Below are 15,015 nucleotides of genomic sequence, written 5' to 3' on the forward strand. Positions count from 1 at the left end.
AGGAAGCTCACAGCCAAAGGCCTCCCTCTCTGATAATCGTAAAAAACTGATCATGTCCTCATCATCACTTCTTGATGTCGAATTTTGTAGTTGTTTCCCATTATATTGAATTGTTAGAAAAAATCAATATATTTTTTATATAACATAAGAAACATTTCTCTTCTTATATTATAACAGAAGTTCCGACACTTCTCTAATCCCCTAAAAATGGTACAATTCATGTAGGAGGTGTACTAATAATGATTGCTATTTTTTGTATCATCGCTACGGTTCTTTCTTTTATATTCGCTATCATGTATCGATATAAGTATCCTGGTTATAGCATTTTAGCGGTAGCTATTATACCAGCTGCTTCCTTCTACGTATTAGGTAAATACCAATATACTGAAGTGTTTATCGGTTTTGCAATCTTCTACTGCATCTTTGGATACATACTAACAATGAAAAGAATTTCAATGAATCATTAAAAGGGACCGATTTCTGCTTACAGAAATCGGTCCTCGCATTTGTCGTATGTACCTTTCGGTTGCCCGCACGAAAGATACTACATAGTTCAATTATTTATCATCTTTTTTCATAAAAAATTTATGATTTGGAAGATCCACATTTAAATCTGCTAATTGTTTCTTTTCCTTTTCTAGAATCGCTTTCGCTTTTTCTTTTGTCGCCTCATCTAAGTTTGCAAAGATGTCTTCATGCTTCCCTTTCTCTGGAAGATTCACACCTAGTTTTGTCAATTCTTCTTTCGCTTGCTCGCGAGTTAATTTCCCGGATTTTTCTTGCTCAAAAATAGACTTCGCTTTTTCTTTTGTCGCCTCATCTAGATTCGCGAACCTATCACCGTGCTTCCCTTTCTCTGGGAATTTCACACCTAGTTCTTTCAACTTCGCTTTTGCTTGCTCACGAGTTAGTGTTCCAGACTTCTCTTGCTTCAAAATTGCTTCCGCTTTTTCTTTTGTCGCCTCATCTAAATCCGCAAACATGTCACCGTGCTTCCCTTTCTCTGGAAGCGTTACGCCTAATTCTTTCAATTTCTCTTTCACTTGCTCATGCGTTAATGCTCCGGACTTTTCTTGCTCAAAAATGGACTTCGCTTTTTCTTTTGTCGCCTCATCTAAATTCGCGAATATATCTTTGTGCTTACCTTTCTCTGGGAATTTCACGCCTAGCTTTGTTAATTCCTCATTTGCTTGTTCGCGAGTTAATTTCCCGGATTTTTCTTGCTCTAGAATCGACTTCGCTTTTTCTTTTGTCGCCTCATCTAAGTCCGCAAGCATGTCTTTGCGTTTCTCCTTCTCTGGAAGTTTCACACCTATTTCCTCTAATTGTTTCTTTGTATCGTCCATAATTGTTTTTACTTTTTGTTTTGTCGCTTCATCTAAATTCTTCTTCGCAGTTCCTTTTGTAACTTGCTCGGCCGCTGGAGTATTCGTTGCCGCAAACGCTGGTATGCAAGCTCCTCCTATAATTCCAAATGATAAAGCACCTGCAATTGCTACATACCCAACTGTTTTCTTCTTCATAGGAAATTTCCTCCTTCATATTTCTAAAGCATGTACACTTTCGTATACAATGCCAATAGTAATGTTGGTTTCTTAAAATTTCCTTAACGATTTAAATAAAAAAACACCGCTCATCACGAGCGGCGTTTTTCTAAGCTTTTTGTAATTGTAATTCTTCACGTTCCATTATTTTTCTTAATACAATTGTTTGTGTCATTGTAAATAAGTTACCTGTAATCCAATACAGCACCAGTCCTGATGGCGCCGCAAATCCCATAAATAGAATCATTGCAGGCATCATAATTTGCTGTATTTTCAGCATTTGAACTTGTTCTCCAGGCGTTACATTTGATTGGAACACCTTCATTTGAATAAATGTTGTTAACGCTGCGATAATCGGTAATATATGATATGGATCTGCATGTCCTAGGTTCACCCATAAAAATGAAGATGTACGAATCTCTTCAGTTCGGCTAATCGCATAATACAAAGCAGAGAAAATCGGCATTTGTATAAAGATTGGCCAGCACCCAGCTAACGGATTCCAACCGCCTGATTTCATTAGTTCTGACATTTCTTTTTGATACTGCTTTTGTTTTTCAAGATCTTTACCCACATCACCGTATTTCTGTTTCAGCTTCTGTAATTCAGGTTGCATTTTTTTCATTTTCGCTTGGCTACGATATTGCGAAACAGCTAATGGAATCATTGCTGAACGAATAACGAGCGTCATGATAATGATGGCAATCCCGAAGCTAGCTCCAGGTATATGATGAGCAACAAATTGAATCATAAATGAGATTGGATATACGAAATAATGGTTCCAAATTCCCGTACTATGTGAATCAATTGTGCCTGCATTACTGCAGCCAGATAAAACAAAAACAAGTAATAATGATAAACTAATGAGCCTAGCTCGGTATGATTTTAACATGTTCATTCCTCCAATGTTTCGTAATTAATTAGCGAAACATTGGTGTATACGGACCTACCTCGTCACTCTCTCCACTCGATTCTTGTCTGCGGACAGAACGAATCATTCCATATTTATAAAAAATAGAAAATAGCGGTACATTTCTTGTACCCTCTTCACACGTATCTACTAGTTTAAAAGCTCTCTGTCTACCGCTCGATGCTTGCTGACGCACAAAGCGAGAAACGTTAGCAAGAAAAAAGACTTCTAATACACAAAGCGCTGTCGTTACAAACGATATATATAGAATTGCATCCTGCAATAAAAATTCCATCGCTTCACATCCTTAATAAAGTCATTTTAGCATATTCAGCAAACATTCTCTATTTCCTTTTGTTCTCAAAAGTTTTTTTGCATATTTCCTCAAAAAATTATGCTAGAAAACCAATGTATTCGCTTTCTTTAGTATATTCACACGTATCTTTGAATAGGTTTAATTTGTTAGAAATTTATAAAATTTTTGCATTATAATAAAACTATTGCCAGTTTTTGAAAAAAGCTTTATTCTCTTCTTGTAATCAAAAATGAATATGGAGATGAAACATACTATGGGTCAACTAGGAGACGCCGATTACGTTCCCGACACCGCCTTTTTATCCTTCCCAGCAGCTAAAACATTTCATTTAGAATTCATCATACAGTTAGTTGTTATTTTTATAGCTTCTATTTTGTATGCAATTTCTATGAATATGTTTTTTATCCCGCATAATATGATTAGCGGTGGGTTCGCTGGTGTAGGGATGATTATCGGTTATTTAATGCACTACAATATCGGAGCACTTATCTTTTTACTAAACATTCCGCTTCTTATTTTAAGTCACTTTTACTTAGGAAAGAAGACAACCTTTTTAACGGCATACTTTGTAGCTGTATCATCTTTAGCGATGAACATTATCCCAGTACACCAAGTTTCAGATGATATTTTGCTGTCTTCTGTATTCGGTGGTGTCATCTGCGGTGCTGCCTCAGGAATCATATTCCGATTTGCTTCTTCAACAGGTGGTTTTGATGTTGTTGGATTGATTGTAGCGAAACATCGCGATGTTTCAATTGGAGCTATCATCTTTGGATTCAACTTAATCTTACTTGTTGCAGCAGGATTTATTTTCGGATGGGATATTACGCTTTATACGTTAATTAGTCGGTTTGTAGTCAGCAAAGTAATTGATGCCGTGCATACAAAACATATTAAATTAACGATAATGACAATTACAGAAAAAGGTGAGGAAATAAAAAGCTCACTATTACATCACGGCATACGTGGCGTAACAATGGTAGATGCTGTCGGCGGCTATACAAACCATAAGAAAAAAATGATTTACACTGTCGTAACTCGCTACGAGTTGGGCGAAATGAAACGTATTATCCGCCAAGTGGATAATAAAGCATTTATGAACATTACTGAAACAGTTGAAATTGTCGGCCGTTTCAAACGTATATAAAAAAGCGCAAGGAACTACAATTCCTTGCGTTTTTTATTTTTTACACTTATTACAAAATCAGATAATTCTATTATTGTATCACTAAATATGTTATAATAAAACTAGACTAACAAAAAAGAGTATATAGACTTGGAAGTTTCTCTTATTTTTATAAGCAAAAAGAAACGAGCAGTCGGGTATATTTCAGACACCATACACGTAACGGTTAAAAAAAACCGATCATCTTAGTTATTCTTCACTGATCTTTTTATAAAAGATACGTACAACTAAAATTCACTTCAATATACTATACCTACCTTTTTGACTTCCAAATCATCTTATTACATAAGGAGATGAACATATGAATCAATATATACGATACACACTAGCTGTCCTATTTGCGATCGTCGGCGGCGTGATCTGTTTCTGGACAAACACAGAGCTTGGAGAGAATATCATTTTTAATGGAATCGAAACCCTTGTAAGCGCTTCAATTTTAGGCGGATACATTTTCTTCCTCTTCAATCCAGAAGAAAATGCTCAAAAAACAATGTTATTAACAATGATCGGAATCGTTGGTGGATGTATTTCCTACTCAATGACAAACTATACATTACCACTTCAATTAAGCTCAGCTTTCTTCCACGGTCTATGGACTTGGTTTATCGCATTCTGCCTAGCAGACGTATTCAATCTATTACAGGACACTGAAGAAGAAAATGGTCGTCAAATTGAAAGTAACTCGTAAGCTGGAAGAAATTCTTCCAGCTTTTTTGTTTACTGTTCTTTCCTGTTCATACCCCATCACCAAAATAAAAAGAAGTTACCTCCACGGCAACTTCTTTCCCATATACCCCACTTAGTATTCAATTAAATATATCAACGATTTTTAAAATATATCGATCGTTTCTCCACTTATATCAGCGATTTTTTCATTATATCGACGGTTCGACACTCAAAACGCACAACATGCCTATCCCCCAAGTAACTTACTGCCGAACTCAACGATTAAAAAGATAATTAATAGGATCGCGAGTATCTTTAATGCTACATACGCCACTTTAAAAACAGCATAAATGAGCAAGACTATCAAAATAATCGATAAAATTTCCATATGTATCTCCTCCTATCTCTTTTATTCTACCTGTACTTCGTTTTTTATGAAATCGAATAAGATGACATATAAAAAAGAGGATACCTCACCCATCGTAAGATACCCTCGCCTGTAGCTGCTCAAACCATTCTCTCTCTACTTGTAAATATCCCATTCCACTCTTCTCAGCACTCTCTAATTCCTTATCAGCTTTCTTCATATAACAGCGGGAAGCTTCCATATCGTCCTCTAAATATTTAATAATTCCTTGTGTACGGTAATATCCGTTTAAATCCATTTTGGTAATGGCCTTTGCATGTTCCTTTGCTTCTTGCAGAGAAAGGCTATCCATCTGATAAAGAGCTTTATATAAAAGATACCAACTATGAAAACTACCAACGAAAAATTTATTTTCCTTCGTTACAGATAGCTGAACAATTTGTTCTATATACGGTATCGCTCTTTCCATTCCCTTTTGATCAGCTCGGGCATAAAAGACGAGCATAAGTCCGCTCATTATCTCTCTTATACTTTTATCCTCTTTTAATTTTTCCTCACTAAGTTCTACTAATCTCTCATCCCAATCTTTCGGTCTTTTATAACTAAATAACTCACTCGATATTTGAATCGTATATAAATGCTGCTTAGCTTTTTCATCATCTTTAATTAAAATGAGAAATTGCATGCCATCACTCAGAAGCGTTCCTTTTATCGGCACGATTGTAACTGCAAAAATCACAAAGTGGAAAACGGAAAAATATAAAAGATATTGATAATAGCTCACCATGTATATGTAACCTGAAGTAATACCGAATAATAAACTGATAATTGGTCCGCCTAAAGTCATCCACGCCCATTTCTTTGAAAGGTTCGGTGTCTCTATAGAAGACGGTGCTAACATCACCACACCACCAAAGTACGCCCATAATTTATTTTCTCGAATGCGTAATTTCCCCTTTTCTTTTTGAACAGTGATAGGTCCTACTGTCATAAATTTAAAATTCAAACCACCTATCAAACCAAATACTACGTGCCCTAGCTCATGAATGGCTAACACTAATAATACAATTCCAAATACTGCCGATATATTCAACATTACTTCTAATTTCCCAGTTCGAATTACTCCGTATAAAATGGACAGAACTAGCGCCGCCGTCATGGAACCAGCTGGCCTTCTTAAAATATCCACCTTTTTCTCCCCTTAATAAATCATTTTTCTCTGCATTTCGTACATGAATTTTCCGAGATGCAATATCCAAATAAATGAGATTAAGCCAATTAATACAAAATCGATATCACTAGCCGCTGTATATATAACGGCAGCCCACCATACATATGCCAATATTGTATTCGTAAATTCATATGCTTTATATCCAGCCTCATGCACAATGTACTTTAATCCTTCATCTGCGTTTTTCGTCCACATTTTCATAGATTCCATATATGTTACACCTTGTTCAGGATATAGCTTATTATAACGATTTTTTGTTATGAGCCCAATAACCACTACAATAGTTAAACAGACAATAGAAGCTACTAAATTCCACACTGCAAATGACACATTTGTATCCTGTAACAGTGCACGTCTACATGTAATAACTGCATATACAAACCATGCCTGCGTAACTATATCACCTACACGTAAATATATACTTATAATGCCTAATTTTCTGCCTTGTACGCTCTCTTCTTCATCGCGTGCCTCCGCTAACATACGTGTATTCTTCCAAGTGTAGTACATCATTAAGATTCCAAAAATAGTACATACACCTATAAATGTATTAGATGATAATTCTCTCGGTTCATTCGAGAGTAAATTTAAAGCTATATAAGATGTTAAAAAGCCACCCATCATACTTAATGCTATTTTCCCCACAAAATCAAATTGTTTTTTTCGTTTACTCTTCATCTTCATCGTCCTCTTCCCCCTCCACCAACATAAATATCTCCTCCACCGGCGCTCCAAAAATTTGTGCGATTTTTAGCGATAACACAATAGATGGTGCATAATCTCCACGCTCAATTAAACTAATGGTTTGCCGTGATGAGCCAATCGCTTTCCCTAAATCCCCTTGTGATAAACGATGCTTTGCTCGAAATTCCCTCACTCGATTTTGAAGCTTCATGTCTTCCCTCTTTTTCATTTATTTAATTAAAATTGTAAATAATATCCTTATCTTTGTCAATTATAATTGTCATTTTGACTTATATACATGTCAAAAATAAATCTATATTCTCCTAAATATATAACTTAGATAATAGATTTTAATAATCACATACGGAAAAAAATAGGAACGTATTATATACCAGCCACCGGTGACGGTATCGATGGAAAAATAAAAGCAAACTGGAAAATACAATAAAAAAGGCAGTGCTTTTGCACTGCCTCCCTAAAATCTGACATAGAATGGATTCCATATTAACTTGCGTTTTGTAAAAATACTCGTTTTAGTTGCTTGCGGAAACGAATGCTTAACGTAATTGCTACAATGACAATCGCTCCGAAAATGATTTTGCCGATATGATCTCCCAGTAATCCGAAAATATCATGTAAGTTACCACCTAACCAGTAGCCGCCAATTAAGAAGAACGATACCCAGAATAAAGCACCTGAATAAATTGTAATTGCAAAGCGGCGAAACGGTAAGTTAATGATACCTGCAAAGTATCCTGTAAAATGACGTACACCAGGAATGAAGAAGCCAATAAAGATAAGGAAATATCCGTATTTATCGAACCACATTCTCGTTAAATCAATTTTTCTTTGTGTTAAAAATACGTACTTCCCGTATTTTTGAACAAAAGGCATACCAAGCTTATTCCCTAAAAAGTATTGAATCGTCATTCCTACACTTGTCCCAATAAAGGATAGGATAATTAAAATAGGTAAACTTAGATCACCCTTCTGTGCTAAAAACCCCGCATATGCTAATGTTGGCTCTCCCGGAAACGGAAGTGCAATATATTCTAACAGCAGGCCTACAAGTACTACATAATACCCATATTGCTGAAATAATTCATGAACCCATTCCATGTCATCTCCCCTTTCATTCACGTACAACTTGTTACTATTATTGTATAAAAAAATTGTCGAAATAACTATCACAATAGCTTACATTTTTATTACATTTTTGTAAGGCTCATTCTAAAGTTTTTTGTTCTCTATTTACTTATATCTATTAGCATTAAAAAACAAGCTAACAACTATATATCACGCGAAGAAAATCCATTAATATACATTTTTCATCCAGTTTTTAACTCTCGAAAACCACCTTATTTTGTTCTCTATAAAAAACCACCACAAACTCATATGAACTTCATATTAGCTTCATATACGTATTGTAAGATTATATCGGAATTTGTTGAAAAATTTAGCTAATATATGACTAAACATTAAACTGAATAAATATAAATCGCTTTTCGAAATTGAAAAAAGGGTGAATAAGAAATGGAAGCTTATAAAATGCACGATTTTATTAATACGAATGTTGAATCTCATCAAAATGAAACCGTTTTTAATTTACAAATATGTGAAACAAATGAATTTGACGTAAGTTTAACAAAATCTACAACGCTGTCTTTTATCGTTTCAAAAAAGAACATTAAGATCGTCACGAGAAAATGGGTTAATTCAAATCAAGAAAGCATGATTGGCAAAAGCTACATCATTCCAACGAAAGCTTTTCACTATTTCTTACCGATTATTTCTGAAACTGAAGATGAACTAAATATTCGAGTTCAAAGTTTTGGACTACATGGTGAGCTTTTATTAAATGAAAGATTACTTATCGATAAAAACAACAAATGTAATACAAAGATTACTACCTTCTTTGAAACATTAGATGAAAATGTCAATCAAGCATTACGAGGATTACAAATTCATTGTATGTAAGACTACTACAATAAGTAAAAGGAGAATATAATGAAAAAACTATTATTAAGTGCGCTATTATCATTAGGATTTTTAACTCTTCCATTCACTACTGCAGAAGCAGCTACGACGAAAGATCAGCTTATCGTAAACACAAAAATAAATAAAATGGATTATTATCAAGATGGAAAATTCATAAAAAGTTTCACTGTCGCTACTGGAAAAGCAGCAACACCAACACCTAAGGGTACTTTTCAAATCGTAAATAAAATTAAAAACCGTCCTTACTATACAGGAAAAATTAAAGGCGGCGATCCACGTAATCCACTTGGGGACCGCTGGCTCGGATTAAATATGGCAGGAACTTACGGAACAACGTATGCGATTCATGGAACTAACAATAATCAAGCAATCGGGAAAGCAACAACACTTGGTTGTATTCGTATGTTTAACAATGATATTCACTGGTTATTTGAGCGCGTTCAGCAGCAAGCTACTGTCACTGTAAATTAGCCTAAGAACAAGATTTATGTGTAGCCAAGAATTTTATGTCTTGGCTTATTTTATTTATTCATTTACAGTAGCAAAACAACTGTATTTACATATATAATAAAAATAGATTGCATTCAACATCATCTTAACATTGATAAACATGGATATTAAAATTATACAGTTATAATATTTTATAAATTTTACAATACATACTATAATAGAACTACTGTAATACTGAACTATTCAGTGACACTAAACAATCCCCCTTGCTACTTTCATTACTATTTTATAGCGGGGGCTTATTATATGTATAAACAATCTGAGTCATCCAAAAAATGATGAATTCGAATATTGCAGTAAAAAGCGTTATTTAGGAGGTGTTACTATGACGCATATACTGGTGATTGAAGACAACCCAGATATACAAGAACTTATTCGTGAATTTCTAATGGCACAAAACTTTACTGTTGATGTAGTTGGTGCTGGAACAGAAGGCATTCTTCTTTTCCAAAAAAATTCATACGATCTTGTCCTCCTCGATGTAATGTTACCAGATATAGATGGCTATAGTATTTGCAAAATTATGCGAGGACAATCTGATGTACCAATCATTATGTTAACAGGCTTACATAATGAAGAAAGTGAAATTAAAGGATTTGAGTTAGGTATTGATGACTATATTACAAAACCGTTCCATTACACCGTATTTATAAAACGTGTAGAAGCTGTATTAAGAAGGGCAGCAACAAAGGAAGCAGAAGCTGCAACTATACTACAATTCCATGAATTGATGTTAAATTCTACAGCATATGCCGCTTATGTTCATGGTAATCAAATTGAATTGACTACAAAAGAATTTGAAATTATATATACTTTACTGCAAAATCGGGGAAAAGTACTATCAAGAAGTGATTTGTTGAATAAGGTATGGGGCTATGAACATTATGGTGATGTGAGGGTTATAGATACACATATTAAAAACTTACGAAAAAAATTAGAAATTCCTTATATTAAAACGGTGAAAGGCATTGGCTACAAAATCGAATCGTAGCAAAGACAACATCACCAAAAATATATTCATCAAAACCTTATTATTTTGTATTCTGTTATCACTTTGTCTTTATCAAATTATTTATTTTCTAGCCTCAAATTACGATAAAGATCGTTTGAAAGCTTCTGGAACGCAAACTGCGGAACAAGCGGAATCAGACAAACAAAACGACCAAAGTAAAACAAAGCAAAATAAAGCTGTGTCAGAGAGTAGCATCTCTAATTTTCAATCTTCTCAAATAGACATGAAAGCACTCTCTACAGCCATCAATCATCTTTTGCAGCCTAGCCAAACTGCAAAAGCAAAAGAACATGCACAAAATATTCCGGGGAAAAGTAACACAACGTCTTCACTTACAGAAGCGGAAAAGCAAGTTACTAACAATGATGCCTTACATACACAAAGTGCAGCAAGTAAAGCAAATGATACACATGATAATCCAAAGTTAACAGATGTGTTGCAGCAGTTAGCTCCACATATTGGGGCGACAATGCTTGCATTATCTCTGCTTGGATCTTTAATCTACGCAAAAATAATCGCCAAACCTTTCCGATATATGAGCGATGCTTTAAAAGATATTATGAATCTTGATTTCTCAGATAAAAAGCTACTTAACAAAAATACAGATCAAACAGATTTTAATTTGCAAGTAGCTGCCTCACAAGTACCTACTATTGTGAAAAATTTACATGAAAGCAATCAAGATTTAAGAAATGAACTCAAGAAGGAACAACAGTTAGAACAATCTCGTAAAGAATTTATGTCTATGATATCCCATGAATTAAAAACACCAATCGCAGCCGTTATGGGACAACTCGATGGCATGATTCACGGAATTGGCGCTTATAAAGATAGAGATAAATATTTAAAACGTTCATATGAGATGATGCAAGATATTAACATATTAACGGAAAAAGTGTCAGAATTATCCAAAATACAAAACCCTCAATTTAAACCAAATTTAAAAGTTATCTCATTAACTAATATTATTGAGGACGTTATAAAGAAAGTAGATTATTTTGTATCTGTAAAACAATTAAATGTTCAATCTAACATTAAACAAGATGCACAAATTTTAGCTGATCCTAAATTTATGCAAACTGCTATTTTTAACATTATTTCAAATGCAATTCATTATACAATTGACCATCAGCATGTATATATAAAACTTTATGAAAAGCCAAACGGTTACGCATTAGAAGTATTAAATACAGGTTCTCAAATTGATGAAGATAAACTTGCCCATTTATTTGAACCATTCTATCGCGCAAATCCTGACAAACATGGCTTAGTACAAGGTAGTGGTCTTGGGTTATATATTGTAAAACAAATATTAGATAAACATCAGTTTCCTTATGGAATACAAAACACACCTCAAGGTGTAAAATGCTCCATTGTATTCCCAAAAGCAATGTAAAACCTACTCTAATTTCATACCCCAAATTCATACTTCGTATGAATGGCGGAATTTTGTAGAGTATCTTACTCTGTTTCGTTCGCCCGTTATCCTTATTTGGATAGCGGGCGTTTTTTATTATTTAAAAGGAGGATTTTTATGGAGAAATTTAAGTATTCATTACTAGTTTTATTCGGCGCTTGTAGCTACGGCGTACTTTCAACTATTTTTAAACTCGGATTCATCGACGGATTTTCCGCACACCAACTACTAGGAGGGCAATATGTCTTCGGATGGATTGGACTCCTTTTACTCGTTCTGTTCTTTTCACGTCATAAAGTATCAAAAAAACAATTCTTTTCGTTACTAACAGTCGGCACAACAATGAGTATGACAGGTATTTTCTATGCTATTTCCGTAGAAGAATTGCCAGCCTCTATCGCTGTCGTTTTACTCTTTCAGTTCACTTGGATTGGTGTAGTCATCGAAGCGATTGCCAACCGGACATTCCCAAGCCGTGAGAAAGTTATATCTATAATTATTTTATTTACTGGTACATTGTTTGCTGGTGGAGTATTTGAAGGTCTTGGACAAAACTTTTCTACGAAAGGTATTATTTTCGGACTATTAGCTGCCGTCTCCTTCTCATTCTATGTATTTGTAAGCGGGCGCGTTGCTACAGATGTTCCGCCTTATACGAAAAGCTTTCTTATGACAACGAGTGCTACTCTTATTGTATGCTTATTTTTCCCGCCTACCTTTTTAACGGACGGCGCTTTACAAGCAGGCCTATGGAAATATGCTTTCTTCCTTGGACTGTTCGGGGTTATTATACCTGTCATTTGTTTTTCAATTGGGGTACCAAAAGTCGGAACAGGACTTGGTACAATATTAGGTGCAGCTGAATTACCAACAGCAATTATCGCTTCTATTACACTTGTTCATGAAGTTGTATCGCCAATGCAGTGGATTGGGATTGTGGTTATATTGCTCGGTATTTTCACACCACAACTACTTACTGCTAGGAAAGAAAAAAAACATAATCGTGTTCATAGTGCGTGACAACATCAACTTGTATATAAATGTGAATAAAGTTACGATATGTTAAACTTTATTACTACCTTCAAAATAACATATGATATTGCGGCTATTATTCTCGTAATCCTTGCTGTGCTTTTCTTTTTGAAAGATAAGAAAGAGGGTTATACAGCATAACAAAAGACCTTTCATTTATCCCGCATTAACGGGCATTAAGACCCCCACCTCAAAATTCAGAGAAAGCAAAGAATTTAGGTGGGGAATCAACTGCCCGTAAAAGCCCGATTGGTTCAACTAATAATCAGTGGGGGATGAACAAAACCCCCACTGATTAAAGTTTCACTTTATTTGAAAGGTCTTTTCCTTATATTTCACTTTACCGCTCCATATAACTTCTCTACCTCATGTTCAATTTGTTTTACATCGATTCGCTCAAATAATGGCTGCACATTATCAATTCGGTTTGGCAACGTATTTTGAGGTTCCCAATTTACTTTAACACTCGATAATGTATTTCTAACTCTTTCACTTGAAAACGGTAAAAATGGTTCAAGCAGTTGTGCAAAGTTTGCTATTAGGTAAACACAATTATAAATTGTTTCCTCACATGAAACTGGTTCGTCTTCTCTTTGTTTCCAAGGCTGCTTTTCATCAAAGTATTTATTTGCAAAGCGTACTGCATCAAATATTGTTTCTAGTGCCACCTTAAATTTAGTTTGTTCAATCGCCTCTCCTACACTTTTATATAATCCTTCTACTTTATCTTTCAGCTCTACATCAATACTTCCCTTCGGTACAGTACCACCATAATATTTTTCAATAAACTTTAATGTCCGGTTCACAAAGTTCCCGTATGCACCTAACAATTCACTATTATGACTGTAAATGAATTCACGCCATGAAAAATCAGTATCACGATTTTCTGGTGCGTTAACTGTTAAAAAGTAACGAATAGAATCTGGATTATAGCATTCTAATATGTCAGGCACCCATACTGCCCAGTTTTTACTTGTCGATAATTTTCTTTTTTCAACTGTTAAATATTCATTCGAAACGATATGACGCGGGATTGCTTCTTCTCCTATTCCAAGTAATACCGCTGGCCAAATGATTGAATGAAACGGAATATTATCCTTACCATGTACATAATATGTTTTCGCTTCTTTATCCCAAAACTCTTGATCATCTTTCCCTGTTTCTTCAACCCAGTGTTTACTCGCCGAATAATATCCTGTCACTGCTTCAATCCATACGTAAATTTTCTTATCTTCATATCCTGCCACTGGAATTGGTACCCCAATTGGTAAATCACGTGACACTGCCCTATCTTGTAATCCTTCCTTTAAATATCTCTCTGTTAATTGAATTGCATTGTCGCGCCATGTTCCTTTCTGCTTTGCAATTTCTACGGCCTCTTTAATTTGCTGCTGAAATTTATGCAATGCAAAATAGAAATGCTCTGTTTCCTGTACTGATGGCGTACTACCACATAATTTACATTTCTTTTCTAACAAATCGAGTGGATCTAAAATAGCGGAACAAGCATCGCATTGATCGCCCCTTGCTGCTTCATGACAATGCGGACAAATACCTTCTACATATCGATCCGGTAAAAATTGCGTACACGTTTCGCAATAAGCTTGTTCAACTACTTTTTTATAAATATAACCTTCTTCTAATAGTCGCAAAAAGACTTTTTGAACAGTTTCATGATGATGCTCGCTATCTGTACGTGTATAGCAATCATAAGTAAAACCAAGGCTACGAAAACATCGCTCAAACTCTTCGTGATACTTATCAGCAATTTCTTTCACCGTCACACCTTCTTGCTTTGCTCTAATTGTAATCGGTGTTCCATTACAATCACTTCCTGAAACATACAACACATGCTCACCTTTTGCCCTGTAATAACGTGCTAAAATATCTCCTGGTAACAAACTAGCAATGTGTCCAAGGTGTAACGAACCATTTGCATACGGCCAAGCGCCTCCAATAAAAATACTCATCTTATATTCCTCCTTTAAAATATAAAAAGCCCCGCCCTTATCTTAAAAAAGATAAGGGCGGGGCTGTATAAACAGTCGCGGTACCACCTTATTTCGTCAGTCATTCGCATAACTAACCTTAACAAGTACGGAGCTATATGCTCTTATACTGTGGTTTTGATAACGAGTACCA

General features: G+C 35.0%; 17 protein-coding genes and 2 other annotated features (2 of these 19 running past the window's edge). Of the genes, 8 read left to right on the forward strand and 9 right to left on the reverse strand.

What is annotated here, in order from left to right; translation table 11 throughout:
- Window positions 1–74, reverse strand: a binding site (T-box leader) (it extends 163 nt beyond the left edge of the window).
- Between the two features lie 165 nt (window positions 75–239).
- A complete protein-coding gene (locus NSQ08_RS23870) occupies window positions 240–467 on the forward strand; it encodes a hypothetical protein (RefSeq protein WP_002015964.1) in 228 nt (75 codons plus the stop codon).
- A gap of 90 nt (window positions 468–557) precedes the next feature.
- Here NSQ08_RS23870 and NSQ08_RS23875 read toward each other — a convergent pair whose 3' ends face one another.
- The 3 genes from NSQ08_RS23875 to NSQ08_RS23885 all read right to left on the reverse strand — a co-directional run bounded on the left by NSQ08_RS23875 (window position 558) and on the right by NSQ08_RS23885 (window position 2,749).
- Window positions 558–1,523, reverse strand: a complete 966-nt coding sequence (locus NSQ08_RS23875) for a hypothetical protein (RefSeq protein WP_340779236.1) — start codon at window positions 1,521–1,523, stop codon at window positions 558–560.
- A 130-nt stretch (window positions 1,524–1,653) separates the two neighbouring features.
- Window positions 1,654–2,436, reverse strand: a complete 783-nt coding sequence (yidC, locus tag NSQ08_RS23880; RefSeq protein WP_002191109.1) for a membrane protein insertase YidC — start codon at window positions 2,434–2,436, stop codon at window positions 1,654–1,656.
- A 28-nt stretch (window positions 2,437–2,464) separates the two neighbouring features.
- Window positions 2,465–2,749, reverse strand: coding sequence for a hypothetical protein (locus NSQ08_RS23885; RefSeq protein WP_002015967.1), 285 nt, complete (start codon window positions 2,747–2,749; stop codon window positions 2,465–2,467).
- A 274-nt stretch (window positions 2,750–3,023) separates the two neighbouring features.
- Between NSQ08_RS23885 and NSQ08_RS23890 the strand changes: the two genes are divergently transcribed.
- Together NSQ08_RS23890 and NSQ08_RS23895 are read left to right on the forward strand one after the other, a co-directional pair.
- Window positions 3,024–3,917 (forward strand): YitT family protein, encoded by an 894-nt coding sequence (locus tag NSQ08_RS23890; RefSeq protein ID WP_000530031.1) that lies wholly within the window; start codon window positions 3,024–3,026, stop codon window positions 3,915–3,917.
- Between the two features lie 340 nt (window positions 3,918–4,257).
- Window positions 4,258–4,644 carry a DUF3938 domain-containing protein gene (locus NSQ08_RS23895; protein ID WP_002034640.1) on the forward strand — a complete coding sequence of 129 codons (387 nt, stop codon included), beginning with the start codon at window positions 4,258–4,260 and terminating at the stop codon, window positions 4,642–4,644.
- Window positions 4,645–4,869: 225 nt separating this feature from the next.
- Here NSQ08_RS23895 and NSQ08_RS23900 read toward each other — a convergent pair whose 3' ends face one another.
- From NSQ08_RS23900 to NSQ08_RS23920, 5 genes are all read right to left on the reverse strand, one after another.
- On the reverse strand, window positions 4,870–5,010 hold the full coding sequence (locus NSQ08_RS23900) for a DUF3985 family protein (protein ID WP_000404757.1): 141 nt from the start codon (window positions 5,008–5,010) through the stop codon (window positions 4,870–4,872).
- Between the two features lie 85 nt (window positions 5,011–5,095).
- Window positions 5,096–6,148 carry a site-2 protease family protein gene (locus tag NSQ08_RS23905; protein WP_340780236.1) on the reverse strand — a complete coding sequence of 351 codons (1,053 nt, stop codon included), beginning with the start codon at window positions 6,146–6,148 and terminating at the stop codon, window positions 5,096–5,098.
- Between the two features lie 42 nt (window positions 6,149–6,190).
- On the reverse strand, window positions 6,191–6,898 hold the full coding sequence (locus NSQ08_RS23910; protein ID WP_340780238.1) for a DUF3169 family protein: 708 nt from the start codon (window positions 6,896–6,898) through the stop codon (window positions 6,191–6,193).
- Complete coding sequence (locus tag NSQ08_RS23915) at window positions 6,888–7,133, reverse strand: helix-turn-helix transcriptional regulator (RefSeq protein WP_002067963.1); 246 nt, start codon at window positions 7,131–7,133, stop codon at window positions 6,888–6,890. Before NSQ08_RS23915 ends, NSQ08_RS23910 begins: the two co-directional genes overlap by 11 nt.
- 275 nt (window positions 7,134–7,408) lie before the next feature.
- A complete protein-coding gene (locus NSQ08_RS23920; protein ID WP_002143668.1) occupies window positions 7,409–8,023 on the reverse strand; it encodes a DedA family protein in 615 nt (204 codons plus the stop codon).
- A 414-nt stretch (window positions 8,024–8,437) separates the two neighbouring features.
- On the opposite strand from NSQ08_RS23920, the gene NSQ08_RS23925 reads away from it, so the two are divergent.
- The 5 genes from NSQ08_RS23925 to NSQ08_RS23945 all read left to right on the forward strand — a co-directional run bounded on the left by NSQ08_RS23925 (window position 8,438) and on the right by NSQ08_RS23945 (window position 12,861).
- The gene (locus NSQ08_RS23925; protein ID WP_002034632.1) at window positions 8,438–8,881 is read left to right on the forward strand and encodes a DUF3978 family protein; all 444 of its coding nucleotides are present in this window, start codon (window positions 8,438–8,440) and stop codon (window positions 8,879–8,881) included.
- A gap of 30 nt (window positions 8,882–8,911) precedes the next feature.
- Window positions 8,912–9,373: a L,D-transpeptidase gene (locus tag NSQ08_RS23930; RefSeq protein WP_002015973.1), complete on the forward strand. Its 462-nt coding sequence runs from the start codon at window positions 8,912–8,914 to the stop codon at window positions 9,371–9,373.
- 364 nt (window positions 9,374–9,737) lie between these two features.
- Complete coding sequence (locus NSQ08_RS23935) at window positions 9,738–10,403, forward strand: response regulator transcription factor (protein ID WP_000148832.1); 666 nt, start codon at window positions 9,738–9,740, stop codon at window positions 10,401–10,403.
- A complete protein-coding gene (locus NSQ08_RS23940) occupies window positions 10,381–11,820 on the forward strand; it encodes a sensor histidine kinase (RefSeq protein ID WP_016102236.1) in 1,440 nt (479 codons plus the stop codon). The genes NSQ08_RS23935 and NSQ08_RS23940 overlap by 23 nt, the downstream gene beginning before the upstream one ends.
- 138 nt (window positions 11,821–11,958) lie before the next feature.
- Window positions 11,959–12,861, forward strand: coding sequence for an EamA family transporter (locus NSQ08_RS23945; RefSeq protein ID WP_002015976.1), 903 nt, complete (start codon window positions 11,959–11,961; stop codon window positions 12,859–12,861).
- Between the two features lie 347 nt (window positions 12,862–13,208).
- Here the strand turns inward: NSQ08_RS23945 and metG are convergent, their stop codons facing one another.
- Window positions 13,209–14,843 (reverse strand): methionine--tRNA ligase, encoded by a 1,635-nt coding sequence (gene metG, locus NSQ08_RS23950; protein ID WP_340779252.1) that lies wholly within the window; start codon window positions 14,841–14,843, stop codon window positions 13,209–13,211.
- Between the two features lie 50 nt (window positions 14,844–14,893).
- Window positions 14,894–15,015 (reverse strand) — a binding site (T-box leader) (it continues 149 nt past the right edge of the window).

Origin of the sequence: Bacillus sp. FSL E2-8887 (assembly GCF_038007205.1) — a bacterium.
GTDB classification, from domain to species: Bacteria; Bacillota; Bacilli; order Bacillales; family Bacillaceae_G; genus Bacillus_A; species Bacillus_A mycoides.

Coding starts and splice junctions, on each gene's coding strand:
- NSQ08_RS23885 (WP_002015967.1), bottom strand. CDS start 2,749: ATGGAATTTTTATTGCAGGATGCAATTCTATATATATCGTTTGTAACG.
- NSQ08_RS23925 (WP_002034632.1), top strand. CDS start 8,438: ATGGAAGCTTATAAAATGCACGATTTTATTAATACGAATGTTGAATCT.
- NSQ08_RS23905 (WP_340780236.1), bottom strand. CDS start 6,148: ATGACGGCGGCGCTAGTTCTGTCCATTTTATACGGAGTAATTCGAACT.
- NSQ08_RS23930 (WP_002015973.1), top strand. CDS start 8,912: ATGAAAAAACTATTATTAAGTGCGCTATTATCATTAGGATTTTTAACT.
- NSQ08_RS23900 (WP_000404757.1), bottom strand. CDS start 5,010: ATGGAAATTTTATCGATTATTTTGATAGTCTTGCTCATTTATGCTGTT.
- NSQ08_RS23935 (WP_000148832.1), top strand. CDS start 9,738: ATGACGCATATACTGGTGATTGAAGACAACCCAGATATACAAGAACTT.
- yidC (WP_002191109.1), bottom strand. CDS start 2,436: ATGTTAAAATCATACCGAGCTAGGCTCATTAGTTTATCATTATTACTT.
- NSQ08_RS23910 (WP_340780238.1), bottom strand. CDS start 6,898: ATGAAGAGTAAACGAAAAAAACAATTTGATTTTGTGGGGAAAATAGCA.
- NSQ08_RS23920 (WP_002143668.1), bottom strand. CDS start 8,023: ATGGAATGGGTTCATGAATTATTTCAGCAATATGGGTATTATGTAGTA.
- NSQ08_RS23895 (WP_002034640.1), top strand. CDS start 4,258: ATGAATCAATATATACGATACACACTAGCTGTCCTATTTGCGATCGTC.
- NSQ08_RS23915 (WP_002067963.1), bottom strand. CDS start 7,133: ATGAAAAAGAGGGAAGACATGAAGCTTCAAAATCGAGTGAGGGAATTT.
- NSQ08_RS23875 (WP_340779236.1), bottom strand. CDS start 1,523: ATGAAGAAGAAAACAGTTGGGTATGTAGCAATTGCAGGTGCTTTATCA.
- NSQ08_RS23890 (WP_000530031.1), top strand. CDS start 3,024: ATGGGTCAACTAGGAGACGCCGATTACGTTCCCGACACCGCCTTTTTA.
- metG (WP_340779252.1), bottom strand. CDS start 14,843: ATGAGTATTTTTATTGGAGGCGCTTGGCCGTATGCAAATGGTTCGTTA.
- NSQ08_RS23945 (WP_002015976.1), top strand. CDS start 11,959: ATGGAGAAATTTAAGTATTCATTACTAGTTTTATTCGGCGCTTGTAGC.
- NSQ08_RS23870 (WP_002015964.1), top strand. CDS start 240: ATGATTGCTATTTTTTGTATCATCGCTACGGTTCTTTCTTTTATATTC.